The organism is Marinactinospora rubrisoli (assembly GCF_042664915.1).
GTDB lineage: Bacteria > Actinomycetota > Actinomycetes > Streptosporangiales > Streptosporangiaceae > Marinitenerispora > Marinitenerispora rubrisoli.
Genome location: NZ_JBHTBH010000003.1, coordinates 156,457 through 179,463 on the forward strand (window position 1 = coordinate 156,457; position 23,007 = coordinate 179,463).

Annotated in this window: 20 protein-coding genes; 14 read left to right on the plus strand and 6 right to left on the minus strand. The window is 74.6% G+C overall.

What is annotated here, in order from left to right; genetic code table 11:
* The first annotated feature begins 244 nt into the window (after positions 1–244).
* Positions 245–763 (plus strand): NADPH-dependent FMN reductase, encoded by a 519-nt coding sequence (locus tag ACFQRF_RS07490; RefSeq protein WP_379869962.1) that lies wholly within the window; start codon positions 245–247, stop codon positions 761–763.
* A gap of 154 nt (positions 764–917) precedes the next feature.
* Positions 918–1,478: a S1 RNA-binding domain-containing protein gene (locus ACFQRF_RS07495; RefSeq protein WP_379869963.1), complete on the plus strand. Its 561-nt coding sequence runs from the start codon at positions 918–920 to the stop codon at positions 1,476–1,478.
* A gap of 3 nt (positions 1,479–1,481) precedes the next feature.
* Here ACFQRF_RS07495 and ACFQRF_RS07500 read toward each other — a convergent pair whose 3' ends face one another.
* Both ACFQRF_RS07500 and ACFQRF_RS07505 read right to left on the minus strand, forming a co-directional pair.
* Positions 1,482–1,760, minus strand: coding sequence for a hypothetical protein (locus tag ACFQRF_RS07500; RefSeq protein ID WP_379869965.1), 279 nt, complete (start codon positions 1,758–1,760; stop codon positions 1,482–1,484).
* A 5-nt stretch (positions 1,761–1,765) separates the two neighbouring features.
* Complete coding sequence (locus tag ACFQRF_RS07505) at positions 1,766–1,996, minus strand: hypothetical protein (RefSeq protein ID WP_379869966.1); 231 nt, start codon at positions 1,994–1,996, stop codon at positions 1,766–1,768.
* A gap of 179 nt (positions 1,997–2,175) precedes the next feature.
* Here ACFQRF_RS07505 and ACFQRF_RS07510 point away from each other — a divergent pair, with 179 nt between their 5' ends.
* Genes ACFQRF_RS07510 through ACFQRF_RS07520 form a run of 3 tightly spaced genes read left to right on the plus strand, consistent with a single transcriptional unit; the run spans position 2,176 to position 3,354 of the window.
* Complete coding sequence (locus ACFQRF_RS07510; protein ID WP_379869967.1) at positions 2,176–2,985, plus strand: helix-turn-helix domain-containing protein; 810 nt, start codon at positions 2,176–2,178, stop codon at positions 2,983–2,985.
* Entirely contained in the window at positions 2,982–3,158 is a 177-nt protein-coding gene (locus ACFQRF_RS07515; RefSeq protein ID WP_379869968.1) for a DUF397 domain-containing protein, read from the plus strand. Before ACFQRF_RS07510 ends, ACFQRF_RS07515 begins: the two co-directional genes overlap by 4 nt.
* 19 nt (positions 3,159–3,177) lie before the next feature.
* On the plus strand, positions 3,178–3,354 hold the full coding sequence (locus tag ACFQRF_RS07520; protein WP_379869969.1) for a DUF397 domain-containing protein: 177 nt from the start codon (positions 3,178–3,180) through the stop codon (positions 3,352–3,354).
* A 3-nt stretch (positions 3,355–3,357) separates the two neighbouring features.
* Here the strand turns inward: ACFQRF_RS07520 and ACFQRF_RS07525 are convergent, their stop codons facing one another.
* Positions 3,358–4,266: a DMT family protein gene (locus ACFQRF_RS07525; RefSeq protein ID WP_379869971.1), complete on the minus strand. Its 909-nt coding sequence runs from the start codon at positions 4,264–4,266 to the stop codon at positions 3,358–3,360.
* A gap of 233 nt (positions 4,267–4,499) precedes the next feature.
* Between ACFQRF_RS07525 and ACFQRF_RS07530 the strand changes: the two genes are divergently transcribed.
* Complete coding sequence (locus tag ACFQRF_RS07530) at positions 4,500–6,377, plus strand: MmpA family trehalose lipid delivery protein (RefSeq protein WP_379869972.1); 1,878 nt, start codon at positions 4,500–4,502, stop codon at positions 6,375–6,377.
* Between the two features lie 130 nt (positions 6,378–6,507).
* On the opposite strand, the gene ACFQRF_RS07535 is transcribed toward ACFQRF_RS07530, so the two are convergent.
* Positions 6,508–7,239, minus strand: coding sequence for an alpha/beta hydrolase (locus tag ACFQRF_RS07535; RefSeq protein ID WP_379869973.1), 732 nt, complete (start codon positions 7,237–7,239; stop codon positions 6,508–6,510).
* 710 nt (positions 7,240–7,949) lie between these two features.
* On the opposite strand from ACFQRF_RS07535, the gene ACFQRF_RS07540 reads away from it, so the two are divergent.
* The 5 genes from ACFQRF_RS07540 (at position 7,950) to ACFQRF_RS07560 (ending at position 16,633) form a co-directional block, all read left to right on the plus strand.
* Complete coding sequence (locus ACFQRF_RS07540) at positions 7,950–8,090, plus strand: hypothetical protein (protein WP_379869975.1); 141 nt, start codon at positions 7,950–7,952, stop codon at positions 8,088–8,090.
* 118 nt (positions 8,091–8,208) lie between these two features.
* Positions 8,209–9,504: a glycosyltransferase family 4 protein gene (locus ACFQRF_RS07545; protein ID WP_379869976.1), complete on the plus strand. Its 1,296-nt coding sequence runs from the start codon at positions 8,209–8,211 to the stop codon at positions 9,502–9,504.
* A complete protein-coding gene (locus ACFQRF_RS07550) occupies positions 9,501–14,108 on the plus strand; it encodes an alpha-(1->3)-arabinofuranosyltransferase domain-containing protein (RefSeq protein ID WP_379869978.1) in 4,608 nt (1,535 codons plus the stop codon). Before ACFQRF_RS07545 ends, ACFQRF_RS07550 begins: the two co-directional genes overlap by 4 nt.
* 616 nt (positions 14,109–14,724) lie before the next feature.
* A complete protein-coding gene (gene pgfA, locus ACFQRF_RS07555) occupies positions 14,725–15,801 on the plus strand; it encodes a cell envelope lipid trafficking protein PgfA (protein WP_379869980.1) in 1,077 nt (358 codons plus the stop codon).
* Between the two features lie 58 nt (positions 15,802–15,859).
* Positions 15,860–16,633, plus strand: a complete 774-nt coding sequence (locus ACFQRF_RS07560; protein ID WP_379869981.1) for a hypothetical protein — start codon at positions 15,860–15,862, stop codon at positions 16,631–16,633.
* Between the two features lie 169 nt (positions 16,634–16,802).
* Here the strand turns inward: ACFQRF_RS07560 and ACFQRF_RS07565 are convergent, their stop codons facing one another.
* Together ACFQRF_RS07565 and ACFQRF_RS07570 are read right to left on the minus strand one after the other, a co-directional pair.
* On the minus strand, positions 16,803–17,603 hold the full coding sequence (locus ACFQRF_RS07565; protein WP_379869982.1) for a class I SAM-dependent methyltransferase: 801 nt from the start codon (positions 17,601–17,603) through the stop codon (positions 16,803–16,805).
* Positions 17,600–18,454: a class I SAM-dependent methyltransferase gene (locus ACFQRF_RS07570; RefSeq protein ID WP_379869984.1), complete on the minus strand. Its 855-nt coding sequence runs from the start codon at positions 18,452–18,454 to the stop codon at positions 17,600–17,602. The genes ACFQRF_RS07565 and ACFQRF_RS07570 overlap by 4 nt, the downstream gene beginning before the upstream one ends.
* A gap of 224 nt (positions 18,455–18,678) precedes the next feature.
* Here ACFQRF_RS07570 and ACFQRF_RS07575 point away from each other — a divergent pair, with 224 nt between their 5' ends.
* The 3 genes from ACFQRF_RS07575 (at position 18,679) to ACFQRF_RS07585 (ending at position 22,883) form a co-directional block, all read left to right on the plus strand.
* On the plus strand, positions 18,679–19,290 hold the full coding sequence (locus ACFQRF_RS07575) for a TetR/AcrR family transcriptional regulator (protein WP_379869986.1): 612 nt from the start codon (positions 18,679–18,681) through the stop codon (positions 19,288–19,290).
* Positions 19,283–20,002 carry a YqeB family protein gene (locus tag ACFQRF_RS07580; protein ID WP_379869987.1) on the plus strand — a complete coding sequence of 240 codons (720 nt, stop codon included), beginning with the start codon at positions 19,283–19,285 and terminating at the stop codon, positions 20,000–20,002. Before ACFQRF_RS07575 ends, ACFQRF_RS07580 begins: the two co-directional genes overlap by 8 nt.
* Positions 20,003–20,984: 982 nt before the next feature.
* On the plus strand, positions 20,985–22,883 hold the full coding sequence (locus tag ACFQRF_RS07585; RefSeq protein ID WP_379869989.1) for a hypothetical protein: 1,899 nt from the start codon (positions 20,985–20,987) through the stop codon (positions 22,881–22,883).
* Positions 22,884–23,007 lie beyond the last annotated feature (124 nt).

A 23,007-nucleotide genomic window follows, 5' to 3' on the forward strand; every position in this document is an offset into this window, starting at 1 on the left:
GTACCGCCCAGGACTCCCGCGGCGCTCGATCTCCCGGCCACCGGCCTCGGTCCATGTGATCCCTGGCGTCGGCCTCCCGTCATCGGGGCCGATGGGAACGTCCTGCCCTTTCGACCAGCGTTCCGTCCCCCGGCGCGTCCCGCGCGCCCGGCGCCCCCGGCCGCGAACACCGGAGTTCCCGGCCTCGTCGACCCTCTGCGCTACGTTCCGCCTGGCCCCGCGCCGTTCTCACCAGGAGATCATCATGACCCGCTTCACCGTGCTCGTCGCCGCCCCTGACGCCCGCTCGGCGGTGCGCACCGCGGCCCTGCACGCCGCCGACACCATCGCCGCCGCAACGGACATCGACGCCGCCGTGGAGGTGATCGACCTCGCCGAGCTGGGACCGGCGCTGCTCGCTCCCGACGCGGGCAGCGACGTGCGCGACGCGCTGCGCCGGGCCGCCGCCAGCGACGTCCTGCTCGTGGCCTCGCCGCAGGCGCACGGCAGCTACACCGGCCTGCTCAAGGTGTTCGTGGACCGGCTGCCGGAACTGGCGCTCGCCCACACGGTGGCCGTTCCGGTGGCCGTGGTGGACGACCTCCGCAACGGGCGCACCGTTGAGGAGGACCTGCGGCTGCTGCTCTCCGACCTGGGCGCGTGGGTCGCCGAGCCCGGCCTGCTGCTGGCCCGGAGCGAGCTGGCCGAGCCGGGCGAGGTCGTCGCCGCCTGGGCGGAGGTCGCGGCCCCGGCGCTGCGCCAGGCGTTCGCGGTCAGCGTCTGAGCATTCCGCCACTGAGCATTCCGCCACGAGACGCCCCTCCGCCCGCGCGGCCTGCTGGACGGCCGCGCGGGCGGACCGCGGCCGGGCGACCGGCCGGACGCCGTGACCGGCCCACGCCACCCGGCGTGCGGCTCGGCATGGCAGGCTGAGCGGCATGCGCGGCGTGGGTGGGCGATCGGCGCACCCGGAACTCTGGGCGTACCTGGAGTCACTGCACGAGGGCCGCGTCCTCTCCGGCGCCGTCGCGGCGATCGAACGCTTCGGCGTGTTCGTGGCGCTGGACGACGGCCCCCGGCACCCGGTCTTCCCCGGTGCCGGGTTCGTGACCATCCCCGAGTTGTCGTGGTCGCGCATCGAGGCGGCCTCGGACGTCGTTCGGGTCGGTCAGCGAGTCTCGGGCCGATTCCTCTGGTTCGACACCTGGAACCTGGAGGCCCGGCTGTCCCTGCGGGCGATGCGACCGGATCCGTTCCGCGGGTTCGCCGACCGCGTGGCGGTGGGCCGGGAGCTACCGGGACGGGTCACCAGGGTGGTCCCGTTCGGCGTCTTCGTACGCGTCGCCGACGGGGTCGAGGGGCTGGTGCCCGTGCGGGAACTCCCGCGCACGTCCGTGGCGGACCGGCCGGACGCCGTCCGGGTCGGCGACGAGATCACCGTCGTCGTCACCGGGATCGACCGGGCGGGCCGCAGGCTGACCTTGTCCCGGCGGCGGTAGCCGTCACCGGGCCGTATCCTCCGCTCGTGGGAGGTAGGGGCGGACGTAGGAGGCCGGCTCGAAGGCCGACAGCGCGAAGCCAAGGATCTCCACGTCGTCGCTGGCCAGCGTGATCTCGCAGGTCCGGTGCCGGGCCCGGTAGGGGACCGGCTCGCCCTCGTGGTGGGTGACCTCCCAGCGGGCGTGGTGCCGGGCGGCCACGGCGGCGAACGCCGGATAATCGGCGAACCGGCCGGGCACGCCGGGCAGATACGCCCGGACACGCGCTCCAGGCCGCGCCACCGCGCTCACCGCGGGCCCCGGACGGCCGCGAGGATGCGCTGGACGTCGGCCAGCCGCCAACGGGTGTGGACGATGCCGTCCGGCGTGCGGACGGTGTACTCCCAGCCGTCGGGGACGGAGCGCCGTTCCAGGTGATAGCCGGTGGGGAAAGCGGCGGCGATCGCGAGGAAAGCGGCATAATGCGCATCCTGGGTCGCGGATTCGGGGTGGGGTGTCGGGAAGGTACCATTCTGCATGTCTGCACCTCGGCATAGGTGGAGGCCGTGCCCTCGGACGGTGGCGACCCGTCGCGAGGGTCTATTTCTTGGCATTCACCTTGCGGGCACAGCCAGCGAGAACTCCAGTGATGACACGGATTTGCGGATTTCCTGAGAGAACCTAGAAAATTGTGTCAACCGCGTGTCACCATGAAGAAATGGTGGACAAGGTCGACGCGCTATGGGTGCGTTGGGGTGCGGAACTCATGCGGCTTCGTTCGCTGTCTGGCAGGACGCAGACCGATGTGGGAAAGAGTGCCCTGCTTTCCAAATCAACCGTCAGTTCATTCGAGCGGGGCACAAGGCTGCCAAAGCGGCATCATGCGGAAGCTTTGGACACAGCCCTTTCTACAGGTGGCAGCCTCACCCGCCTATGGCAGGAGCTCAAGCAGCAGCGGGAGGTTCCGGAGTGGTTTCGCGACAGTCTGCTCATGGAGCGCAAGGCGACGGAGATCAAGGAGTACCACTCCATCCTCGTTCCAGGGCTGCTGCAGACGGCCGAGTACGCGCGGGTGCTGATATCAGCGAGGCAGGTCGGGGCCTCGAAAGAACACATCGACCACACCGTGAAGGTGCGGACCGAGCGGCTCCCCACCCTGCTCGTGAACCGGCCGACGCTCTGGTTCGTCGTGGACGAGATCGTGCTCACCCGCGTGGTCGGCGACGAGCAGGTCATGCGGGGGCAACTGGAACACATTGTGTCCCTCGCGGACAACGGTACGATCCGATTTCAGGTCATCCCCGGTGATGTTCGTCGCCACTGCGGTCTTTGTGCGCCGTTCCGGGAGATGGTCACGAGTGCTGGTCAGGCTGTGGTGCGCATGGAGCATACGTTTGGCGGGACGAACTTCGGTGAACCTGACAAGGTACGTCAGATGCAGGGGTTGTTCGGCGCTCTTCAGGCGGAGGCGTTGTCGCCGATCCGCTCCATCGACCTTGTTCGAAAGATCATGGGGAACCTGCTATGAGCGAGTGGCACAAGTCCAGTTACAGCGATGGAGGCGGCGGCGACTGTGTTGAAGTTGCCGAGGGCCGCATCACCAAGGTTCGAGACACCCGGCATCGCCATCTCGGCCATCTCGACTTCCCTTCCGCCGAGTGGATCGCTTTCCTCACACAGATCAAGTCGGACAGAGCCTGAGCGTGGGAGGAACACCGACATGAACGACTGGCACAAATCCAGCTACAGCCAGGGGCACGGCGGCAACTGCGTCGAGGTCGCCGAGGGCCGTACCACCATGGTCCGCGACACACAACACCGTCACCTCGGCCATCTGGACTTCCCCGCCCCCGAATGGTCCGCCTTCCTCACCACCCTGAAGGCGGACCGCCTCTGACGTTCATGCGGTCGTGGCGCCGCGCCGTCGGGCGGTCTGCGCCGCCGCCTGCCCTGCCTGCCCCCGGACCAGCGCCACCACGAGCAGCGTCAATCCCAGTCCGGTCAGGCGCAGGGTGAGGGGAAGCGGCTCGGTGGGGAGCGTCTCGGCGAAGACGAGCGTGCCGAACAGCACCGTGACCACGTTGCCGACCACGTTCGCCACGGGGGTGGTGACCGTGGCGCGTGTCCGCTGCATGGCGGTCTGGAACAGCGCGATCCCCACCGCCCAGCCCAGCGCGTACAGGTAGGGGAACGGGGAGAGCAGTGCGGGCAGGACCGCGCCGATCGGGCCATGGTCGGCCAGCAGGCCGCCGAGTCCCTTGCCCTGGAGCCCGGCCGTTGCCTGGGCCAGGCCCGCGGCTGCCGCCAGCAGGACCGCGGACATGGCGGCGGAGGTGCGCCGGGCGCCCGCGAGCAGGGCGATGGCCATGGCGGCGGGCAGCGAACCCAGGCTGACCGCGAGCAGCAGAGCGTGGTCGGCGGTGCGGCCGGGTTCGCCGCTCGCTTCGCCGCTGGACAGGGCGAGGAGCAGCAGCGCGAGCGGCATCACGCCCAGTGCCAGCCGCTCGCCCGGGGTGATCGGTTCGCCGGACAGCAGGGCCGCCACCAGCAGGCCGGTCGCGACGCCGCCCGCGAACGCGGGCTGGACCACCGACACCGGCGCCAGACCCAGCGATACGATCAGGCCCACGCTGCCGATCGCGGCGAGCGCGCAACCGGCCAGCCACCGCCGGTCGCCGAGCAGCGTCCGGGCCAGCCGTCCCGGACGGCGGGGACTGAGGTCGGGAGCGCGGTGCAGGGCGCGCTGCTCCATGACGAGTCCGCAGGTGTAGATCGCGGCGGAGCACAGCGCCGTGACCAGACCGATCACGTCGAGCCGCCTTTCCGCGGGGATACGCCCGTTCACGGTATGGGGACGGGGGTGGTCGCGCATTCGGTGTCCGGGCGCATCCCCTGAAGTAGAACCTGTTACGTTCCGGGAAATCTGTCAAGGGCGACCGCGAACGCCGTTGACTCGGCGCCTGGTGACCAGGCGGATACGGTGGTGCGGCGGAACGGCGTCCACGACGGCGTGCTGGAACGAGTTCTTGCGGGGAGGGCGGCGTGCGGTGGATCGGGGCGCGCGCGGCGGCCACGGCCGCGCGGCTGTCGCCGGCCGCGCTCGGCGCGGCGGCCGGTGTGCTGGCCCTTGGGCCGACACTCGGCGCCGGTTACGTCCTCCGCTACGACATGGTGTTCGTGCCCGACCCGCCGCTGTCCCCGGCGGTGCTCGGCGCCGGGGACGGATTCCCGCGTGCGGTCCCCAGCGACGCCGCCGTGGCGCTGCTCGCCCGGCTGCTCCCGGACGTGGTGGTGCAGCCGCTCGTGCTGCTCACCGTCTTCGCTCTCGGCGCGGCCGGTGCGGCGCGGCTGGTGCCGGGTCCCTACCTGGTGCCCCGGCTCGCCGCCGCGCTGTACTACGTCTGGAACGGCTACCTCGCCGAGCGTCTGCTCCTGGGACAGTGGGCGCTGTTGCTCGGCTATGCCGGGCTGCCCTGGGTGCTGGCCGCCGCCGCGCGGCTGGAGCGGATCCGTGACCTGCCGCGGATGCTCGGCGCGCTGCTGCCGGCGGCGGTGGGCGGATTCTCCTCGGTACTGCTGTCGGCGCTGGTGGCCGTTCCGGCGTCGGTCCTCGGTCCGTGCCCCGGCCCGTGGCGGCGACGCGTTGCGGCGGCCCTCCGCCGGGCCGTGCTGCTCGCCGTGGCCCTGGTCGCGGTGAGCCTGCCGTGGCTGGTTCCGGCCCTGTCGGCGGTGGCGGCCGACGTCCGGACCGACCCGGCCGCGGTGGCGCTGTTCGCGGCCCGCGCCGACACCCCGTTCGGCGTGGCCGGCTCGCTGCTCGCCCTCGGCGGGATCTGGAACGCCCACGCGGTGCCGGCCGGTCACGGCCATCCGTTCCTCGCGGCCTCCCGGCTGCTCCTCGCCGTGGCGGCCGTCGTGGGCTGGGCGTGGTGGGCGTGGACCCGCCGCCTCCCGGTCCCGCTGACGCGCGGGCTGCCGTTCGCGGCCGGAGCCGGTTTCGCGGTGGCCGTGGCGGGGACCACGGAGCCCGGCCGGGCGATCCTCATCGCCCTGATCGGCGCCTGGCCAGGGTTCGGACCGCTGCGCGACGGCCAGCTCTACGTGGCGCCGGTCGCGCTCCTCCAGGCGGTCGGCTGCGCCGCGCTGGCGCACGCCCTCTGGCACCCGGGACCGGGGGGCGGGCCCGCCGTCCCCCGCCGCCGGGTCCGGCCGCCGCGCCCGGACCCGGGGCGGGTCGCCGGGCCGGTGGCGGCCGTGCTGCTCTTGGTGCTCCCGGTGGCGCTGGTCCCCGGGCTGGCGTGGGGCGCGGCCGGACGGCTGGTAGCGGTCGAATACCCCGCCGAGTGGGCACGGGTTCGCGCGATCGTGGACGGCGACCCGGCGCCCGGGGCGGTGCTCACGCTGCCCTGGAGCGCCTACCGGGGGCTGGACCGGGCGGGGGACGACCGGACCATCGTGGCGCTCGATCCGGCCACCAAGGTGTTCGCGCGGCAGGTGGTGTGGAACGACGCCCTGCGGGTGGCGGCCGACGGCCGGGTCCACGAGATCGCCGGTGAGGACCCGGCCGCCCGCACCGTGGCCCCGCTGGTCGCCGGGGGCTGGCCCGCGCGTGCCGCCCCCGATGTTCCCCGCCGCCTGGGCGCGCTCGGCATCCGCTACGTGCTGATCGACCGGACGGCGCTGGCCCGGGCGGCGGAGGCCGCCCCGAGGACCGCGTGGCCCGACCCGGGTCCGGAGGTCCGAGTGGTCCACGACGGGCCTCGGCTCGTGCTGCTCCGTATCGCGGACCCGCACGTGACGGCGGCGCCGGTCCGGCTGCCATGGTCGGTGACGGCCGGATGGGCGGTCACCGGCGGCACGCTGCTCTGGGCGGGGGCGGCGGCCGGGTGGGCGGCGATCCGGCGGCGTACGCCCACCTGATCCGGGGAACCGGTCCGAGCGGTTGTGCGTCCGCCGGCCACCGCCACCGAGGAGGGCCGGGACCCTTCCTCGATGAGCGGCGCCTCGACCGACGGCTCCTATCGTTCGCTGCCGACCTGACGACCCGGCCTCACTTCAGGTGCCGGGCGAAGAACCGGTTCCCGTCGTCTTCCTCGAACCGCGGGACGCCGGTGTGCCCGCCCATATTGGCGTGCAGCGTCTTCTCCTTGGAGCCGAAGGCATCGAACAGGTCCAGGGCCGCCTGCCGGTCGTTTCCCTCGTCGTCCCACTGCAGCAGGACCTGCAGCGGGATGGTGACCTGCCGGGCCTCCTCGAACAGCGCGCGAGGGACGAAACTCCCGGCGAACAGAAGGGCGGCCGAGATGCGCGGCTCGACCACCGCCAGCCGGAGGCCGATGGCGATCACCCCTCCCGCGTACCCGACCGGGCCGCCGATCTCAGGCAGCGACATGAGGGCGTCCAAGGTGCCCCGCCATTCCGGGACCGCCTTTTCGACCAGAGGGAGGACGAGCCGGTCGACGATCTCATCATTGACCGGCTCGCCTGCCTTCAGCGCCCGGTGCAGGTCGGCGCGGGCCTGCTCGGCGGCGGCGGAACGGGGCCGGTCACCGCTTCCGGGCAGCTCGATGGTGGCCGCGGCGAAGCCCTCCGCCGCGGAGTTCCGGGCCCGGGCCACCAATCGGGGGTACATCTTGCGCAGTCCGCCGGGGTGACCGAGCAGGACCAGTGGTGCCGGTGCGGATGCGGATCCGGGCGTCCACAGAAGGCCCGGGATCTCCCCGAGGGTGAATTCGCGTTCGAGGACACCGTCGTCGAGGCGCCGTTCGGAAGTGAATCGCATGGTCGTGCCTTTCGGGAGTGCTCATGAACGGCGCTCCCGGACGACCTATCGCCCGACCGTGACCCCGGAGGGGAGCACCCATGTCGATACGTTCACGGCTACCACCTCCTCGGTCTCTCGCACGGCCTCCGGAAAAGTAACAGTGGTCGCCGTGGTCCGCCAACAGGTTTGCGCGAAGGCTCCAAGGCCCGCCGCGAACGCGATCACCTCAGCGGGACCGGCCCAACGGGTCACAACGGCTTGCACGTCAAGTGCGGAGAAGCCATCGCCACCAGCGCAGCAGATCGTCGGCGTGGCTGCGAAGGCCGCCGCTGCCGCAGATCGAAGCGCGGCCGAAGGAGTACGGTCCCGGCCCCATGGTCGGGCGGCACGGAGGACCGCGGCCGCTGTGCCGCCCACTGGCCACGACGTCAGCGTGTCCGGCGAAGACACGCACGGATGGACCCCTTCCGCCCATCCGCCGGGCCGGTACGAGAACGCGTTACTCCTCCACGTCGACGGCATCCGCTCCGCGTGCGGCGACCCGCGACCGCTGCTGCTCAGAGGTGAGGGCGTCCATGTGGTAGCCGACCGCGCTCGGTTCTCCAGCGGGACGGTCACCGGACGAACCGTCACGGTTGGGGCACTCCTCTGGCCAATCGCTGTATCAAGTTCTAGTCTCGTTGCACCGCCCGCGCCCGCGCGGGGCGGGCGCGGAAGGAGGACACCCGGTGATCAAGCTCATCGCCGCCTGCGCCATCGGCGCGGCTCTGGCGGGCGCACTCACCTTCGTCAGCACCACGCTCATCACCAACGCCTCCTCCACCACGGAGCCGGTGACCGAACCGCTGTACAACTACGGCGAGCGCTGACCCGCGTCGGCCGGGCGGCCGTCGCGCCCCGTCAGGCGCCCGCGGCGGCGCCGTGCCGCCGCCCCGGCCGGAGCCGCCCACGCGACGACGGGGTCCCCGGGCCGAACAGGGAGGGCATGTGGTCGTCCAGCGGACCCGCGCCACAGCGCACCCGCCGACCGCCGGCACCCGCCGTCCGCCGCGGCCACGGCACGACCCGTCCGGCCCGCGCGCCCGGACCGGCCCCCGGCTGGACGGCGTGCGCGTCGCGGTGATCAACTGGCGCGACCCCTGGCAGGCGGCGGCCGGTGGCGCCGAGGAATACGCGTGGCGGGTCAGCCGGCACCTCGTCGCCTGCGGCGCGACCGTGACCTTCGTGACCAGCCGCGAGCCCGGCCAGGCGCGGGCCGAGACCCGCGACGGCGTGCGGTTCCGCCGCATGGGCACGGCGCTCACCGTCTATCCACTGGTGATGCTGTGGCTGCTGCGCTCGCGGTGGCGCTTCGACGTGGCGCTGGACTGCATGAACGGCGTCCCCTTCTTCGCCCCGCTGGTGCTGTCCCGCCGCACCCGGGTCATCAGCCTGGTGCACCACGTGCACGACGCCCAGTTCGACGCCTACCTCCGCCGTCCGCTGGCGTGGTTCGGCCGGTTCGTGGAGAGCAGGGTCGCGAGCCGCGTCTACCGCTCCTGTCCCACGGTCACGGTGTCGGAGTCGTCGCGCCGCGCCATGCGCGCCAAACTGCGCTGGCGCGCCCCCATCACCGTCATCCACAACGGCGGGTGGGAGCCGAGTCCGCCGCTCGCCCCCGCCGGGCCGCCCGCCGCCCCCGGCGCGCCCGCACTGGTCAGCCTGGGTCGGCTCGTCTCGCAGAAGCGCGTGGCCCGCGTGGTCGACGCCGTCGGCCGCCTCCGGCGCGACTGGCCCGGCCTGCGGCTGCACGTCGTGGGACGCGGTCCCGAGGCCGCCGCACTCGCCGCCCAGGTCGACCGGCAGGACCTGGCCGACCGGGTGCGGCTGCACGGCTTCCTCCCCGAGGCGGACCGGAACGCCGTCCTCGCAGCGGCGCGGCTGCACGTCACCGCGTCCCGGTTCGAGGGATGGGGCCTCACCGTGATCGAGGCCGCCGCGTTCGGGGTGCCCACCGTCGCCTATGACGTCGACGGGCTCCGCGACTCGGTGCGGGACGGCCGGACCGGCTGGCTGGTCCGCGACGGCCAGACGCTCGCCGACGTGCTGCACCGCGCCCTGGCCGAGCTGAGCGATCCTGCCCGCGCAGCCGAGATCAGCCGCGCCTGCCGGGAGTGGGCGTCCCGGTTCACCTGGGAGCGCACCGGAGCCGCCATGGCCGGACTGATCGCGGCCGAGATCAGCCCGCGGCGCGTCCGGCGGCCACGGCTACGGTGGAGGACGCGCCGCGGGGCGCCCCGGTGACGTCCCCCGCCCCCGTCTCCCCGGAGCAGGGCGGATCCGCCACGGCCGGACCGCCCGGCCCGCCCGCCCCCGCCATCCGGCCGGTCGACCGCGCGCTGGTCCGGCGAACCGAACTGCTCGCGGTGTGCCTGCTGCTCACCGCGCTCGCCCTCAGCACCGACCCGGGCCGCATCGTCGGCGACACCAAGATCGACCTCACCGTCGACCCGCTGGGGTTCCTCGCCCGTGCCCTGCACCTCTGGGACCCCGCCTACTTCGGCCAGGTGCAGAACCAGGCGTACGGCTACCTGTTCCCCAACGGCCCGTTCCACGCGCTCCTCATCACCACCGGCATGCCGGAATGGCTGGTGCAGCGCTGCTGGATGGCGCTGCTGCTGTGCGCGGCGTTCCTCGGCACCGTCCGGCTGGCCCGCGAGTTCGGGATCGGGTCCGCGCGGGCCCGCATCGTCGCGGGACTCGGCTACGCCCTTGCGCCGCGGGTCCTCACCCTCCTCTCCTACAACTCCGCGGAGCTGCAGCCGACGCTGCTGCTGCCGTGGATCCTGCTGCCCCTGGTCCAGGGCGCGCGCACCGGCCGCAGCCCGCTGCGCGCGGCGGCGCTCTCGGCGACGGCGTTCCTCTGCTGTGGCGGCACCAACGCCGCGGCGGAACTCGCGGTCCTCACCGTCCCGCTGCTCTACCTGCTCACCCGGTCCCCCGGCCCGCGACGGCGGCGGCTGCTCGGCTGGTGGCTGGCCGCCATCGGCCTGGTGTCGATGTGGTGGCTGGTGCCGCTGCTGCTCATGGGGCGGTACGTCTTCTCGTTCATGCCGTTCACCGAGGACGCCGCGACCACGACGAGCGTCACCACGCTGGCCAACGCACTGCGCGGCACCTCCAACTGGATGGGGTACCTGCCGACGACCTCGCTGCCGGCCGGTGCCGAACTGGCCGGCGAACCGTGGCTGGTCGCCGCCACGGCGGTGGTCGCCGCCCTCGGGCTGGCCGGCCTGCTGCACCACGGAACACCGGAGCGGACCTTCCTGCTGGTGTCGCTGCTGACCGGCACCGCCGTGGTCGTCGCCGGGCACACCGGCGACCTCACCGGGCCGGCCGCGCCGGCGGTCCGCGAAGCGCTGGACGGTGCGCTCGGCCCGTTCCGCAATATCCACAAGTTCGACGCCCTCATCCGGCTGCCGCTCGCCCTCGGCCTGGCCCGGCTGCCCGCCGCGGTGGCCGCCGTGCGCGCCGCCCGCCGTCCGGGCGGCGCACCGGCGCTCATGGCCGTGCGGCGGTACACGACCGGCCTGTGCGCGGTCGCGGTGCTCGCCACCCTCACCCCGGCCGCCACGGTCGGGCTGGCGGCGCCCGGCGGGTTCGAGGAGATCCCGGTGTACTGGCGCGAGGCGGCCGAGTGGATCGACGCCCGCGGCGGCACCGGGGTGACCATGGCCGTCCCGGGCTCCGCGCGCGGCGAGTACCTGTGGGGACGTCCCATGGACGAGCCCATGCAGCCGCTCATGGAGAGCGCCTGGACGAACCACCAGATCATCCCGTGGGGATCGGCGGGGGTGTCCCGGATGCTGCACGAGATCGACCAGCGGCTCACCTCCGGCCGTGGCTCCCCGGGCCTCGCGGACGCCCTCGCCCGCATGGGGGTCGGGCACCTGCTCGTCCGCAACGACCTCCAGCGTGCCGGCAACAACGGTGGCTGGCCGGCCCGGGTGCACCAGGCGCTCGCGGACTCGCCCGGGATCGAGTACGCGCGCGGCTTCGGCCCGGTCGTCGGCACCCTGGACGCGGTTCCGGCGTCCGCGTGGTACGACCAGCCGTACCAGGCCGTCGAGGTCTACACCGTGAACGGGACGGCGCCCCGGATCGGCACCGTGCCCCGCGACGGCGCGCTACGGGTCACCGGCGGGCCCGAGGCGCTGCTCGCGCTCGCCGAGCAGGGGCTGCTGGAAGGCGACCGGCCGGTCATCGTCGGCGACGACGCGGGCGGTGACGCCGCCGGGATCACGCCCGAGAACACCGTGGTGACCGACACCGTGCGCCGCCGCGAGGTGCTCTACTCCGACGTGCGCCGCAACACCACCGCCACGCTCACCGCGACCGAACCGCTGGAACGCGGCGCGCCCGCCCCCGACATCGCCGACCCCGCCTGGGACCCCTACACGGCGGTGGCGGTGATCGACGACGCCTCCGTGGCCGGGAACGGGGAACACGCCTCCGTGGCCGGGAACGGAGAACACACCTCCGTGGCTGGGAACGGGCAACACGCTTCCGTGGCCGGGAACGGACGATTCGCGGCGGTGACCGCCTCCTCCTCGGCCGCCGGTGCCGGGGCGCCGGCCGCCGAACGCGACCCGGGACGGCTGCCGTTCGCCGCGGTGGACGGCGACCCGGACACCGCGTGGCGGCCCGCCACGACCGACGGGGCCGAGGGCGCATGGCTGCGTGTGGCGTTCACCGGGCCGCGGGACGTCTCGGGGCTCACGGTGGCGTTCGAGGAGATCCCGGGCGAGCCGCCGCCGGCCGAGGTCACCGTCGTCACCGACACCGGGCGCCGGACCGTACCGGTCACGGCCGGGCCGGAGCCCCAGGAGATCGCCGTCCCGCCCGGCCGCACCTCCCGGCTGGAACTGCGGATGGGCGAACCGGCCTGGGATGCCGGACGGCCGGTCCGGATCGGTGTCAGCGAGCTGACGCTGCCCGGCCTTTCGGCCTCCCGGTACCTCGACGTGCCCGGTGCGGCGGACGCCGGAGCCGTGCTGTTCACCGGGTCGGTCGGCAGCGCGCCGGGGTGCCTCGCCGGATCGCGGGTGTGGGCCTGCCACCCCGACCTCGCGATCGAGGGAGAGGACGCGGCGGTCCTGGACCGCTCGGTCGCCCTCTCCGCGGCGGCGGCCGACCGCCTCGACACCGTCAGCGGCCACGTGGTCGTGGCCGACCCGGCCGCGCTGGAGCGGGCCGCCAACGCCGAGGGCGGGCATCCGAGGGTGACGTCGTCCAGCACCTCCGTCGACCATCCGGCCGCGCTGGGGCGGGCGGCCTTCGACGACGACCCCGCGACCGTCTGGTACCCGGACCCGGCCGACGACGCGCCGTCGTTGCGGGTCGAACTCGGGGAACGCACTGAACTGGACGCGATCCGGGTCGGCTTCCCGCGCGCCGACACCGTGACCGCGCCGGTGCGCGTCACCGTGGAGGGCGGCACCGCGGTGCGGTCGGGGTGGCTGGACGGCGATGGGCGGCTGGACTTCGCGGCCTTGACCGCCGACGAGGTGACGATCACCTTCGAGCCACCGCCCGGCCAGCCGCTGGAGGTCGCGTCGATCACGCTGCCCGGCGTGCCGCCGCTGCCCGACGTGCCGGACGCGGCCCTCGCCGCTGCCTGCGGTGCCGGGCCGCGGGTCCGGGTCAACGGGGAGGACGTGCCGACCCGGCTGACCGGCGACGCGCTGCGGGACGCGCTGGCCGGCCGGCCGGTCCGGTACGAGAGCTGCGGCGAGGTGCCGCTGAGGGCCGGGGCGAACCGCGTCACCGTCGACGGCGCCGACGTGGACGAGGGCCGGTACCACGTGCGGTCGGCGCTCGTGAGCGCCGCGGCGGCGGACGCCCGCCCGCCCGTGCGGACGGAACCGGTGCGGTCGACGGAGCTTTGGACGCCGACCGAACGCCGGGTCACGGTCGACGCCGACGACGCCGCGTACCTGGTGGTGAACGAGAACTTCAACGCCGGATGGCGGGCGAGCGTCGGGGGACGGACGCTCACCCCGGTCCGGCTGGACGGCTGGAAGCAGGCGTGGGAGCTGCCCGCCGGTACCAGTGGGACGGTCACCCTGCGGTACGCGCCGGACACCGCCTACCGCGCGGCGCTGGGCGTGGGGGCGGTCCTGGCGCTCGGTGTGGTGGCGGTGGCGTTCGCCCGGCAGGGGCCGGCCGCGGCGCGTGCCGGCCGTGGCCGGATCCGGGCGCCGCGGCCGGTAGTCCGGCTGCTGACCCGGGGGGCGGCGCTGCCGGCGGCGGGAGCCGCCCGCCCGCGAGGGGAGTGGATGCTCGCGCCGGCACTGCTGTACGGCGTGTGGGTGGGCGGCGGCACGGGCCTCGCCGTCGTCGGAGCGGTGCTGGCCACCGCGTGGTGGCGAGCCGGACGGCGGGAGGAGGCGGCCGGGCTCCCGGCCGTGGTCCCGGTGGACGCCGGGCCGCTGACCGAGGCGGCTGACGGATCGTCGGCGCGACGCGAGCCCGCCCGACGGCCGGGGCGCGACCGGCTACGCACGGCGGGCCACCGCGGCGGCCAGGCGGTCCGCCGTGCGACGCGCGGCGCCGCCACGGTGGCGGCCCACCCGTGGCTCGCCGCCGTGCTGCTCGCCGCGGCCGGTCTGGCCATCGCCGGAGGCGCCGTCGTGGCCGCCGCCAGCCCGGGCGCCGCACTCGCCGCGGCGCTGCGCGGCTGGGTACCGCAGTTGCTGTGCTTGACGGCCCTGGCCCGGGTGCTCGTCGTCCTGACCGGTCCGGAGGCGGTGCGGGACGAGCGGGCAACGGCCGGGTCAGGGCCGCCTGACGAGAGCGGGCGGGCGTCGCAGGACGCTCGGGACACCAGGGCCGAGGTCTCCGCGTGACCGCGCCGCACGAGACGGGCCGCTGCGCCACGGGACATGGGCGCGGGACGTCCCCAACGGGCGGGCCAGAGGGAACGTATCGCCCGGCCGCTCATGGCCGTCTGTGCCGCTGGTCACGCCGTGTCGTTCGGGGCGGGATCGGTGCCGCCACCGCTCATGGCGGCCTCGGGCGTAGCGGAGTTGCGTGGCCCAGGCCGGAGAAGGCTCAGGCGGAGGGGGCGGACCGGATGACGAGCGGCCGGGGCGGGACGTTCCGGGACGAGTGCGCCCGCCGAAGGCGGCGCGGTGCGACGACGCCCCGCGTTCGCAGGGGTTCGGCCGCGACGGTCATCGCGTTGCGCGGAGGGGACGACGCGGCCGTCATGTCGTCACGGGGTCGACCTGATGGACTCCTGCGGTATCGCGCCCACTCACGGTGGGCCGCTCGCGCCTCCGGACGCCCGGCCGATGGGAACGGAACGGGCACGCGGGGGTGGTCGCTGTCGGGGCCGTCCGTCGCGGGGGGTGGTTCGGGGGCGGGGCGTTGCGTGAGGGCGGGGCTGTCGGTGCGGGATGGGGATCGGGGGCCGGTCTCAGGCGGTTCCGGTCGGCCGGTCCATGGTGAGGGTGTGTGAACGTGTCGTCTTCGCAGGACGAATCCGCAGCGGGGCCGAAGGCTGCCGCCGACGCCGGGACCACCGGTGCGGCCACCGGCTCCGCCCGGCGGGCCGATGTTCCCGCGCTGCTGGTGGCGGCCGGGGCGTTCCTGGTCACCCTGGCGCTCCTGTTGCGCTTCCCGGTGCACGGCCAACTGGCCCGGCTCCCCGACGGCGGGCACCTGACGTGGCGGCTGGAGGCGGCGTCCGCGCGGTACCTGGACACCACCACGTGGCGGACCCGCGAGGACGCCGAGCTGGTGCGGCGGATCGACGCCGTCGGTGCACCGGTACCGGGCGCGGCCGACCGTGCCGCGTGGAACGTGAGCGCGACGACGTCCGGGCCGGACGGAACGCTCGGCCATCTGGCGTGGCGGGTGACGGTCGACCGGGAGTCGGGGGAGACGGTGGCGTGCTGCGGCGGGCATGTCGGCGGCGATCACTCCGTCCGGCCGGGCGGTCTCGGCCCGTGGTGGCCGCCCGGTGGCGGGGAGGTGGAACGCCCGGTGTTCGACCCGGACCTGCGCACCGCCGTGCCCGCCGCGCCGGGCGGCGCCGACGTGATCGCGGGCGTGCCGACCGAGCGCTATGTGCAGACCGTCGGGCCGGCCGTCGTTCCGGAGCCGGCGCGTCCGGTTCCCGCGAGCCTGTTCGGCTCCGACGCGCGCGGCACGGTGGGCGCGGCCCGCTGGGTGGCCGCCGAACGCGTCTACTGGGTGGAGCCGGTGACCGGCCGGGTCGTCCAGATGCGGGAGCGGCGCACGGAGACGCTGCGTCCCGTGGACGGCGAGATCGAGGGGGACGCACCGGAGCGGGTGCTACTGGCGGCCGACTTCCGGACCCCGTTGAGCGACGCGACCGCGAACGCCACGGCGGCCGGCCGCCGAGCCGATCTGCTGACCTCGACCCGGACCGCGCTGCCGGCCGGGCTCGCGGGCATCGGGGCGCTGCTGATACTGGCCGGATTCGTCCGCCGGGCCGCTGCGGGACGGACGGCCGATGGGAAACCCAGTGCATCCGGTCGGCGGACCGACGCGGTGCGGCGGCGCGCGGGATGAAGTGAGCCGGATGAGGGCACGGTCGTACCGGGTGCCCACCGCGCAGTACTTTCGCCGCATGCCACATGCCGACGACAACGTCGATATCGTCTGGAACCGGCTCTCAGAGTCGCGAATGACTCCCTACCTGGTGAAGGCGAACGGGGACCGGCGCGATGCTCTCGCGATGTACGAATGGAGCACGCGCATGGCCGCGACCGCCTTCGAGGACGTCGGTCACCTCGAAGTCCTGCTTCGCAACGCCCTCGACTCCTGCCTGCGCGCCCACTTCGACGAGGACGGCCGCGGCATCCCGTGGTTCCTCATGCCGATCCCCGGCGGCGACTTCGCCGACCAGGTGCAGAACGTGCGTGAGCGCCTTCGCGAGCAGGGGAAGGAGACCCGGGACCAGATCGTCGCCGGGTTGACCTTCGGATTCTGGTCGGGATTCCTGCGGGACCCGTACCAGGAACTGTGGCGTCCGTGCCTGCGCCGGGCCTTCCCTAACGCGCCGGGCCGCCGCGAGGAGGTGTTCGCCGTGCTGGACGGGGTCCGTCAGTTCCGGAACCGGATCGCCCACCATGACTCGATGCTCGGCATCGACATTCCGTCCGAATCCCGGCGGATCTTCACGGCGGCCCGGTACATCGACCACGATGTGGCGGACTGGCTGGAACGCCGGAGCCGGGTGCTGGAGGTGTACGCGGAACGCCCGATCACGATCGTGGCCGCGGCGGCGGCGGCAGAGGGCGCCGGAGGAGTGGCGGAGCGGTACCGCGCGAGCGCCGCACGGGTGGGCCGGGGCGTCCGGGAGGCCACGGGTCGCCTGGTGCGCCGGCTCGGCGGCTCGTAGCTCTTCGGTCGGGTGTGGCCACGGTGTGTTGCTCGCTCACGATCTGGAGAAGGAACACCGCCGGGCACGCCAGGCCGGGTCGTATCGGGCGCGGCCTCCCGGCCGGCGGCGAGATTCCACCGGACCACCCACCTCGCACCCACCGCCATAGCGCTGCGCCCCGGGCAGGTCAGCCGTCCGGCGGCCGTTTCCGCAGTACCAGGAGCAGGTTCCAGGTGACGATCTCGCGGAGGAGCGGCACATGGACCACCGAGGCCGCGGCGTCCGGCAGGTAACGGGGACGCGCGGCCAGGACGTCCACGGCTCCGGTACGGCGCGCGCGGGACGTCCAGCGCAGCATGCGCGCCGCCGATACGGCGAACATCGTGCGGCCGAAGTCGTTCTTCGGGCGGTGACCGGTGCGGCGGGTGTACCGCTCCGCCGCACGGTGGCCGCCCAGGTAGTGCCAGGGGGAGGTCTCGTGGCCGCCCCACGGGGAGAGCCACACCGTGTAGGACAGGAAGACGAGGCCGCCCGGGCGGGTCGCGCGGAGCATCTCATCGGCCATCCGCTCCGGTGCGGGGACGTGCTCCAGGACGTTGGACGAGAAGCAGATGTCGGCGGCGCCGGCGCGGAACGGCAGCGCGAGCGCGCTGCCGAGGACCGCGGTGTCCGGGACGCGGCCGTCGCGGAGCCGGAGTTCGCCGGCGTCGGCGTCCACGCAGACCGGGTGCGCCCCCGCGGCGCGGAGTTCGTCGGAGAAGTAGCCGGGGCCGCCGCCCACGTCCAGCACCCGGGCACCGGACAGCCCGGCCCGCCCACCCGGGAGGTAGTGGGCGAGTTGCGCCACGGTGTCGCGTGCCAGGATGCCGTAGAAGTGGTCGGGATCGGTCTGCTCTCGCCGGAACGCGCGGAACAGCCGCACCGACCGGGCCGCCGTGGCGCGGAACGGCGCCGGGGCCCCGGACTCCCGGGACGGGCGCGCGGTCACGGCGCCGCTCCCGGGCCGGAAGGCGCGTCGACGGTGGCGAAGTAGCGCAGGTGCCGCCAGTGGTCGCCCGCCCAGTACTCCTCGACCGTCCGGACGTGGGCGCCGTGGCCCGCCAGTACGCCCCGCACGTCCCGCTCGGGCACCGGGTGCATGCGCATGGGGGCCGGGTAACGCAGCACCAGCCGCTGCCCGAGGCGGATCACCGGCCACGGGGCGTACCGGAACAGCAGGCCCTTCGCCGTGCGGCGCTCCCGGTCGGGGACGCCGACCACCACCGCGCCGCCGGGCCGGACGACCCGGGCGAACTCGGCGAGGTAGCCGCGGGCCAGCGCCGGTGGGACGTGCTGGAGCACCAGGTCGCAGTAGACGAGGTCGAACCCGGCATCGGGGAAGCCGCCGAGGTCGGGGGAGTCGTGCAGCCGGAACTCGATCCGCCCGCCGCTGCGGTCCAGCCGCCGGGCCGCCGCGAGCATGGGTGCGGAGATGTCGAGGCCGACGACGGAGTCGAAGTGCGCGGCCAGCGCGTTGGACAGCCGGCCGGCCCCGCACCCGAAGTCGAGCGCCCGCCCGCTTCCGGGCGTCGCACCGGCCTCGGCCAGCCGCCGCAGCGCCGCGTCGACCTCGCGGCGCCCGGAGGCGAGGAACTCCTCGTCGTCCCAGCCGGTGTCGCGCTTCGCGGGGTCCACGCACACCGCCCACAGCGGCGCTTCGGCGCCGAGCCGGGTCCAGTCCCGCCGGACCTCGTCGAGTCCGGTACGGGTCCGTGACCGGCCGCCCGCGAGCACGGCGAATGCGCCGCGGACGGCCCCGTCCGTCCGCCGAGCCGCATGGTCACCGGGCGCAGAGTGCACCGGGGCCTCCTCGTCTCGCCGTGGGATGTGTTCCTGTGCCGCGTTCGCCGCCACCGGGACGGTCCCGTGTCGGCGGATTCGGGACGGTGGAACGCGTTTCATTCTGGCGGTCGGCCGGGGGGAGGTGTCAAGGCGCGACCGTCCGTCGCGGTGAGCCGCCTTGCCCAGGAGCCGGGGCGTTCCTATCATTGATTGACCGATCAGTTAATTAATCGAGGTGCATCGTGGCTCGCACGGCAGACCCCGACCGCACGGCCCAGCGACGCGAGGCGATTCTGCTCGCCGCCGGACGGCTGTTCGGCGAGCGCGGGTACGAGCGGACGACGGTCGCCCACATCGCCGAGGCCGCCGGGCTGAGCGCGGCCAGCGTCTTCTACTACTTCGCGGACAAGCCGGCGGTGTTCCGCGCGGTGTTCGAGCGGGATCTTCCGCTGGCGGAGGCGCTCATCGACCGGCACGCCGATGCGGCCGATCCCGTCGCCGCGATTCTCGACGTGCTCTCGGACCAGGCGCGGGACGCGGCGGACCCGGGGGCGGCCGGGATGGTGGTCGAGCTGCTGCGCCGTGTCGAGCACGACCCCGACCTGCTGTCCGTCGTCACGCGCACCGCACGGGTCGTCCGGGACGGCCTGGCCGGGCTCATCGCCCGTGGTATCGAGGACGGCGCCGTCGATCCCGACCTCGATCCGGCCGAGGCGGCCAGCTGGCTGCAGGCGATCGTCGACGCCACCTATCTGAACGCCAGGCCCGGCCATTCGCCCGTCGCCGCGCTGCGCCGCACGGCCCTGGCCTATCTGGCCCCGAACCAGCCGGGAGGGACGCACCATCATGAGTGAGCCCGAAGCCCGCGAGGTCACCGTGCGGATTCCCACGGCCTGGCGGTGCCTCGTACTCTCGGCCGGGGCCGTGCTCGGCTTCGGCGCCGCCTTCATCGTCGGCCCCGTCGTGGACGGGCTGGTCCGGCTCGCCGACGGCGCCCCCGCTCCGCTGCGGCTCGCCGCCGAGTTGCCGCTGGCATGGGCGGTGCCCGTGCTGACCGCCACCGGGCTCGTCCTCGGTGCGTGGCTCCTCAGAGAGTGGGAGCGGGAGAACCCCGTCGTGACGGTGAGCGGCGAGGAGGTGGTCGTGCGCCGCGCCGGTGTCGGCCTCCGCGTCGCCCGTGACCTCGTCGACGGAGTGTGCGCCGACGGCCACGACCTGGTGCTGGTGGACCGGGAGACCGTGGAGCTGGTGCGCGTGCCCGCGGACCGGGTCCTCGTCGGCGGGCTGCGGCGCGCGTTCCAGCGGTTCGGCTACCCCTGGCGGGGGCAGACCGATCCGCACGAATCCGCCTTCGCCGCGTGGGTGGACGGTGATCCGGACCTTGGGGAACGGGCGCACGCGCTGCTGCGCGCGCGGCACCGGGCACTGGCCGACAAGCGGACCGGCGCCGCCGAGGACGCCCGGGACGCGCTCCGTGATCTCGGTATCGCCATCCGGGACCGCCGAGGAGGGCAGCAGTACCGCCGGACATCGCGCCACCGGGCGGGTGATCCCGGGCACGGCTGATCGCCCGAAGAAAGGGCGCCCGGGTGGCCGGTCCGTTGCACGACCGGCGTGGTGAGACACGGGGAGCGGATCGAAGCGGCCTGCGCCCGGTCCGTGCGGACGGATCCGTCGCGCGGCGTACAGCCGCGATGCCGACGGCACCCGCTCCGATTACGGGAAGGGGCACCCTTCAAGGACGACGCGAGGGGCGACGCCGAGTGGAGCACCGGCGCTGACCGCTCCATGGTCCGCGCCCATCAGCGCGCGGGCGGAACTCGGTGATCGCCGAATCGGGCGGGCGCTGGGCGTGTCCGATCGGCGGATATCACCACGACGACGCGTCCGGTGCCCGCGGCGATCGTCGCGGCCACACGAAACCGTCCGGCGGCGCGGCCGGGGGCGCCGCACCCGAGCGGGCACCGGCCGCCGCATCGCGTTCCTGTTCGGTCCCCTCCGTGCCGGTGGGGTCCGCGCGCGGTTCCGGACAGTACGTAGAACGAGTTTTCCTTCGGCGCCGTGCTCGTTGCGGCCTCACTCGTGCTCCGCGGGTACGTTCTGCGGCACGCTTACTTCGCTGAGGACGATCTCGTCCTCATCGGGCGGGCGGCGGCGCCGCTGACCGTCGGCCACCTCACCGGCCCTTCCCAGGGCGGGTTCGCGCCTGGGCGATGCCGCTGGGGTACGCGCTGACCGCCGTCGCGCCCTACCACTGGCCCCTGGCAGCGGGGCCGGTGCCGGTGCTGCAGGCCGTGAAACCGTCCGGTGGCCCGCACCGCCCGGCGGCCCGGCCAGTACCGACCGCACGGACCGTCGAACTCCGGCGCGGACTCCGTCGGGCGCTGGGCGTCGGCCCGCACGGCGTCCCCGCCGGGCACGAGCGGGCCGACGTTCGGCACGGGATCGCGCCGGGGCCGCCCCCGCCGCCGAACGCCGCATCGCGTTGCTGTTCCGTATCCTCCACGGCGATGGCAGTCCGTGCGCCGCGCACGGCACTATGTAGAACGTGTTTTACTTCGGCGCCATCGCGGGCGCGCGTACCCGAGTGGGAGTCCTGGGCCGGGCGCTCGGACGGCGTGCCGGCGGGGCCGCGCGTCGGCTGCCCGCCGGGTTCGACGGGCCGTTCGTCGCCGGTGTCCTGCTCGTCGCGGCCTCACTCGTGCTCCGCGGGTACGTTCTGCGGCACGCTTACTTCGCTGAGGACGATCTCGTCCTCATCGGGCGGGCGGCCGCGGCGACCCTGACCGTCGACCATCTCACCGGCCCCTACCACGGCGGGTTCGCGCCCGGGGCGATGCTGCTGGTGTACGCGCTGACCGCCGTCGCGCCTTACCACTGGCCCCTGGCAGCGGGGTCGGTGCTGGTGCTGCAGGGGCTGGCGGGCCTGGCCATGTTCCGGCTGCTCCGGGTGCTCGCGGGGCGGCGGTGGGCGACGCTGCCGCCGTTGACGGTCTTCCTGGCGGCGCCGCTCGCCCTGCCGAGTGTGGCCTGGTGGTCGGCGGCGCTGAGTGCGGTGCCGTACCAGATCGCCATGGTGCTCGCCCTCTTGTGGACGGTGCGTCTCCACCGCGACGGCGAGCCGCGGTACGCCTGGTGGGCGGCCGGTGCGCTGCTGGTGGGGCTCGCGTTCTCCGAACGTGCGGCGCTGCTGCCGCTGCTGCTCGTGGCGGTGCTGCTCGTCGCCCGCCCGGCCGGGGGACCGCACGGGGGAGTGCGTGCGCTGCTGGCGGAGCGGCCAGGGTTCTGGACCGGGCTGGCCGCGCTGGCGATCGGGCAGGTCGCGCTGCGGCTCTCCGTCCAGGGGGCGCCGGTGGACCTGGGCGCGGTCGACCTCGGCGCGGCGGCGGCGATCGTCGCGCGGCTGCTCGGCGTCGTCTTCGCGACCGGTGTGGTGGGCGGTCCGCTGGAGTGGGGGCCGGCCGCGCCGGCAGGTGGACTGCCGGACCCGGCACCGGCGACGGTCGCGGTGGCCTGGACGGTACTGGGCGCCCTGGTGCTGGCGGGTCTGCGGTACCGGCGCCGGTCCTGGCGGGTGTGGGCGGTCCTCGCCGGATACCTGCTGGTGGCGGACGCGCTGCCGACGGCTCTCGGCTACGCCGCCTTCGGTTCCGCCGCGGGCGGCGACCCACGGCACCTGGCCGGCGCCGTCCCGGTCGCCGCCGTGTGCCTGGCCCTCGCCTTCCGGCCCTCCTCCCCGCCACGCGCCGGGACCGGCCACGCCCCGGCGCCGGCACCCCCGTCCCCCGCCCGGTACCGGGTTCTCGCGGCCGGGGCGGCCGTGGCGTTCCTCACCGCTTCCGTGTGGTCGACGCACACCTACGTCGCGACGCTCGCCGACGACCGGGTCCGCTCCTACCTGGGCACCGCCCGGTCGGCGCTGCGATCGGTCCCGGAGGAGGCCGGCGTCTACCCCCGCCCGGTGCCGGACGACATCGTGCACCCCTGGAACGGCTCGGCCCGGCTCAGCTCCGTCCTCCTCAGTCCGCTCGCCCCCGACGGAGTCGCCGCGCGGGTCGCCGATCCCCGCCCGGCGGCGGCCGCGCTGGTCTTCGACGACTCCGGCCGGCTGGTTCCGGCCGGCCCGGCGCCGGGCGGCATGTACGTCGGCCCGCCGGAGGACGAGGACTGCGTGGCGACCGTCGACGGCCGGGCCCTCTGGCCGGTGGAGACGACGGGCGGTCCCACCGTGGTGGCGACGCTCGCCTACACGGCCGACTCCGACACCCAGGTCACGCTCGGGGTCGGCGGCGCCCTGCTGCGCACCGCGCTGCCCGCCGCGCCGGAGGGCGGTACCCGCTACGTGCCGCTCGGCGGCTCCGGTGACCGGCTGCTGCTGGAGGTCGCCGACGACGAGGTGTGCCTGCACGCCGTCACGCTGGGGGAGCTGGCGCCGGTGGGCGGCTAGGTGTGTGGTGAAGCCGGATCCGGGAATCGCCCTGGCCGACGGCGCCGCCTCCGGGGCGGCCTCGGCAGCCGGACATGGACGAGGCTGCGGGCACCGCTGGATCCGGTGCTCGCTCGCACCCCGC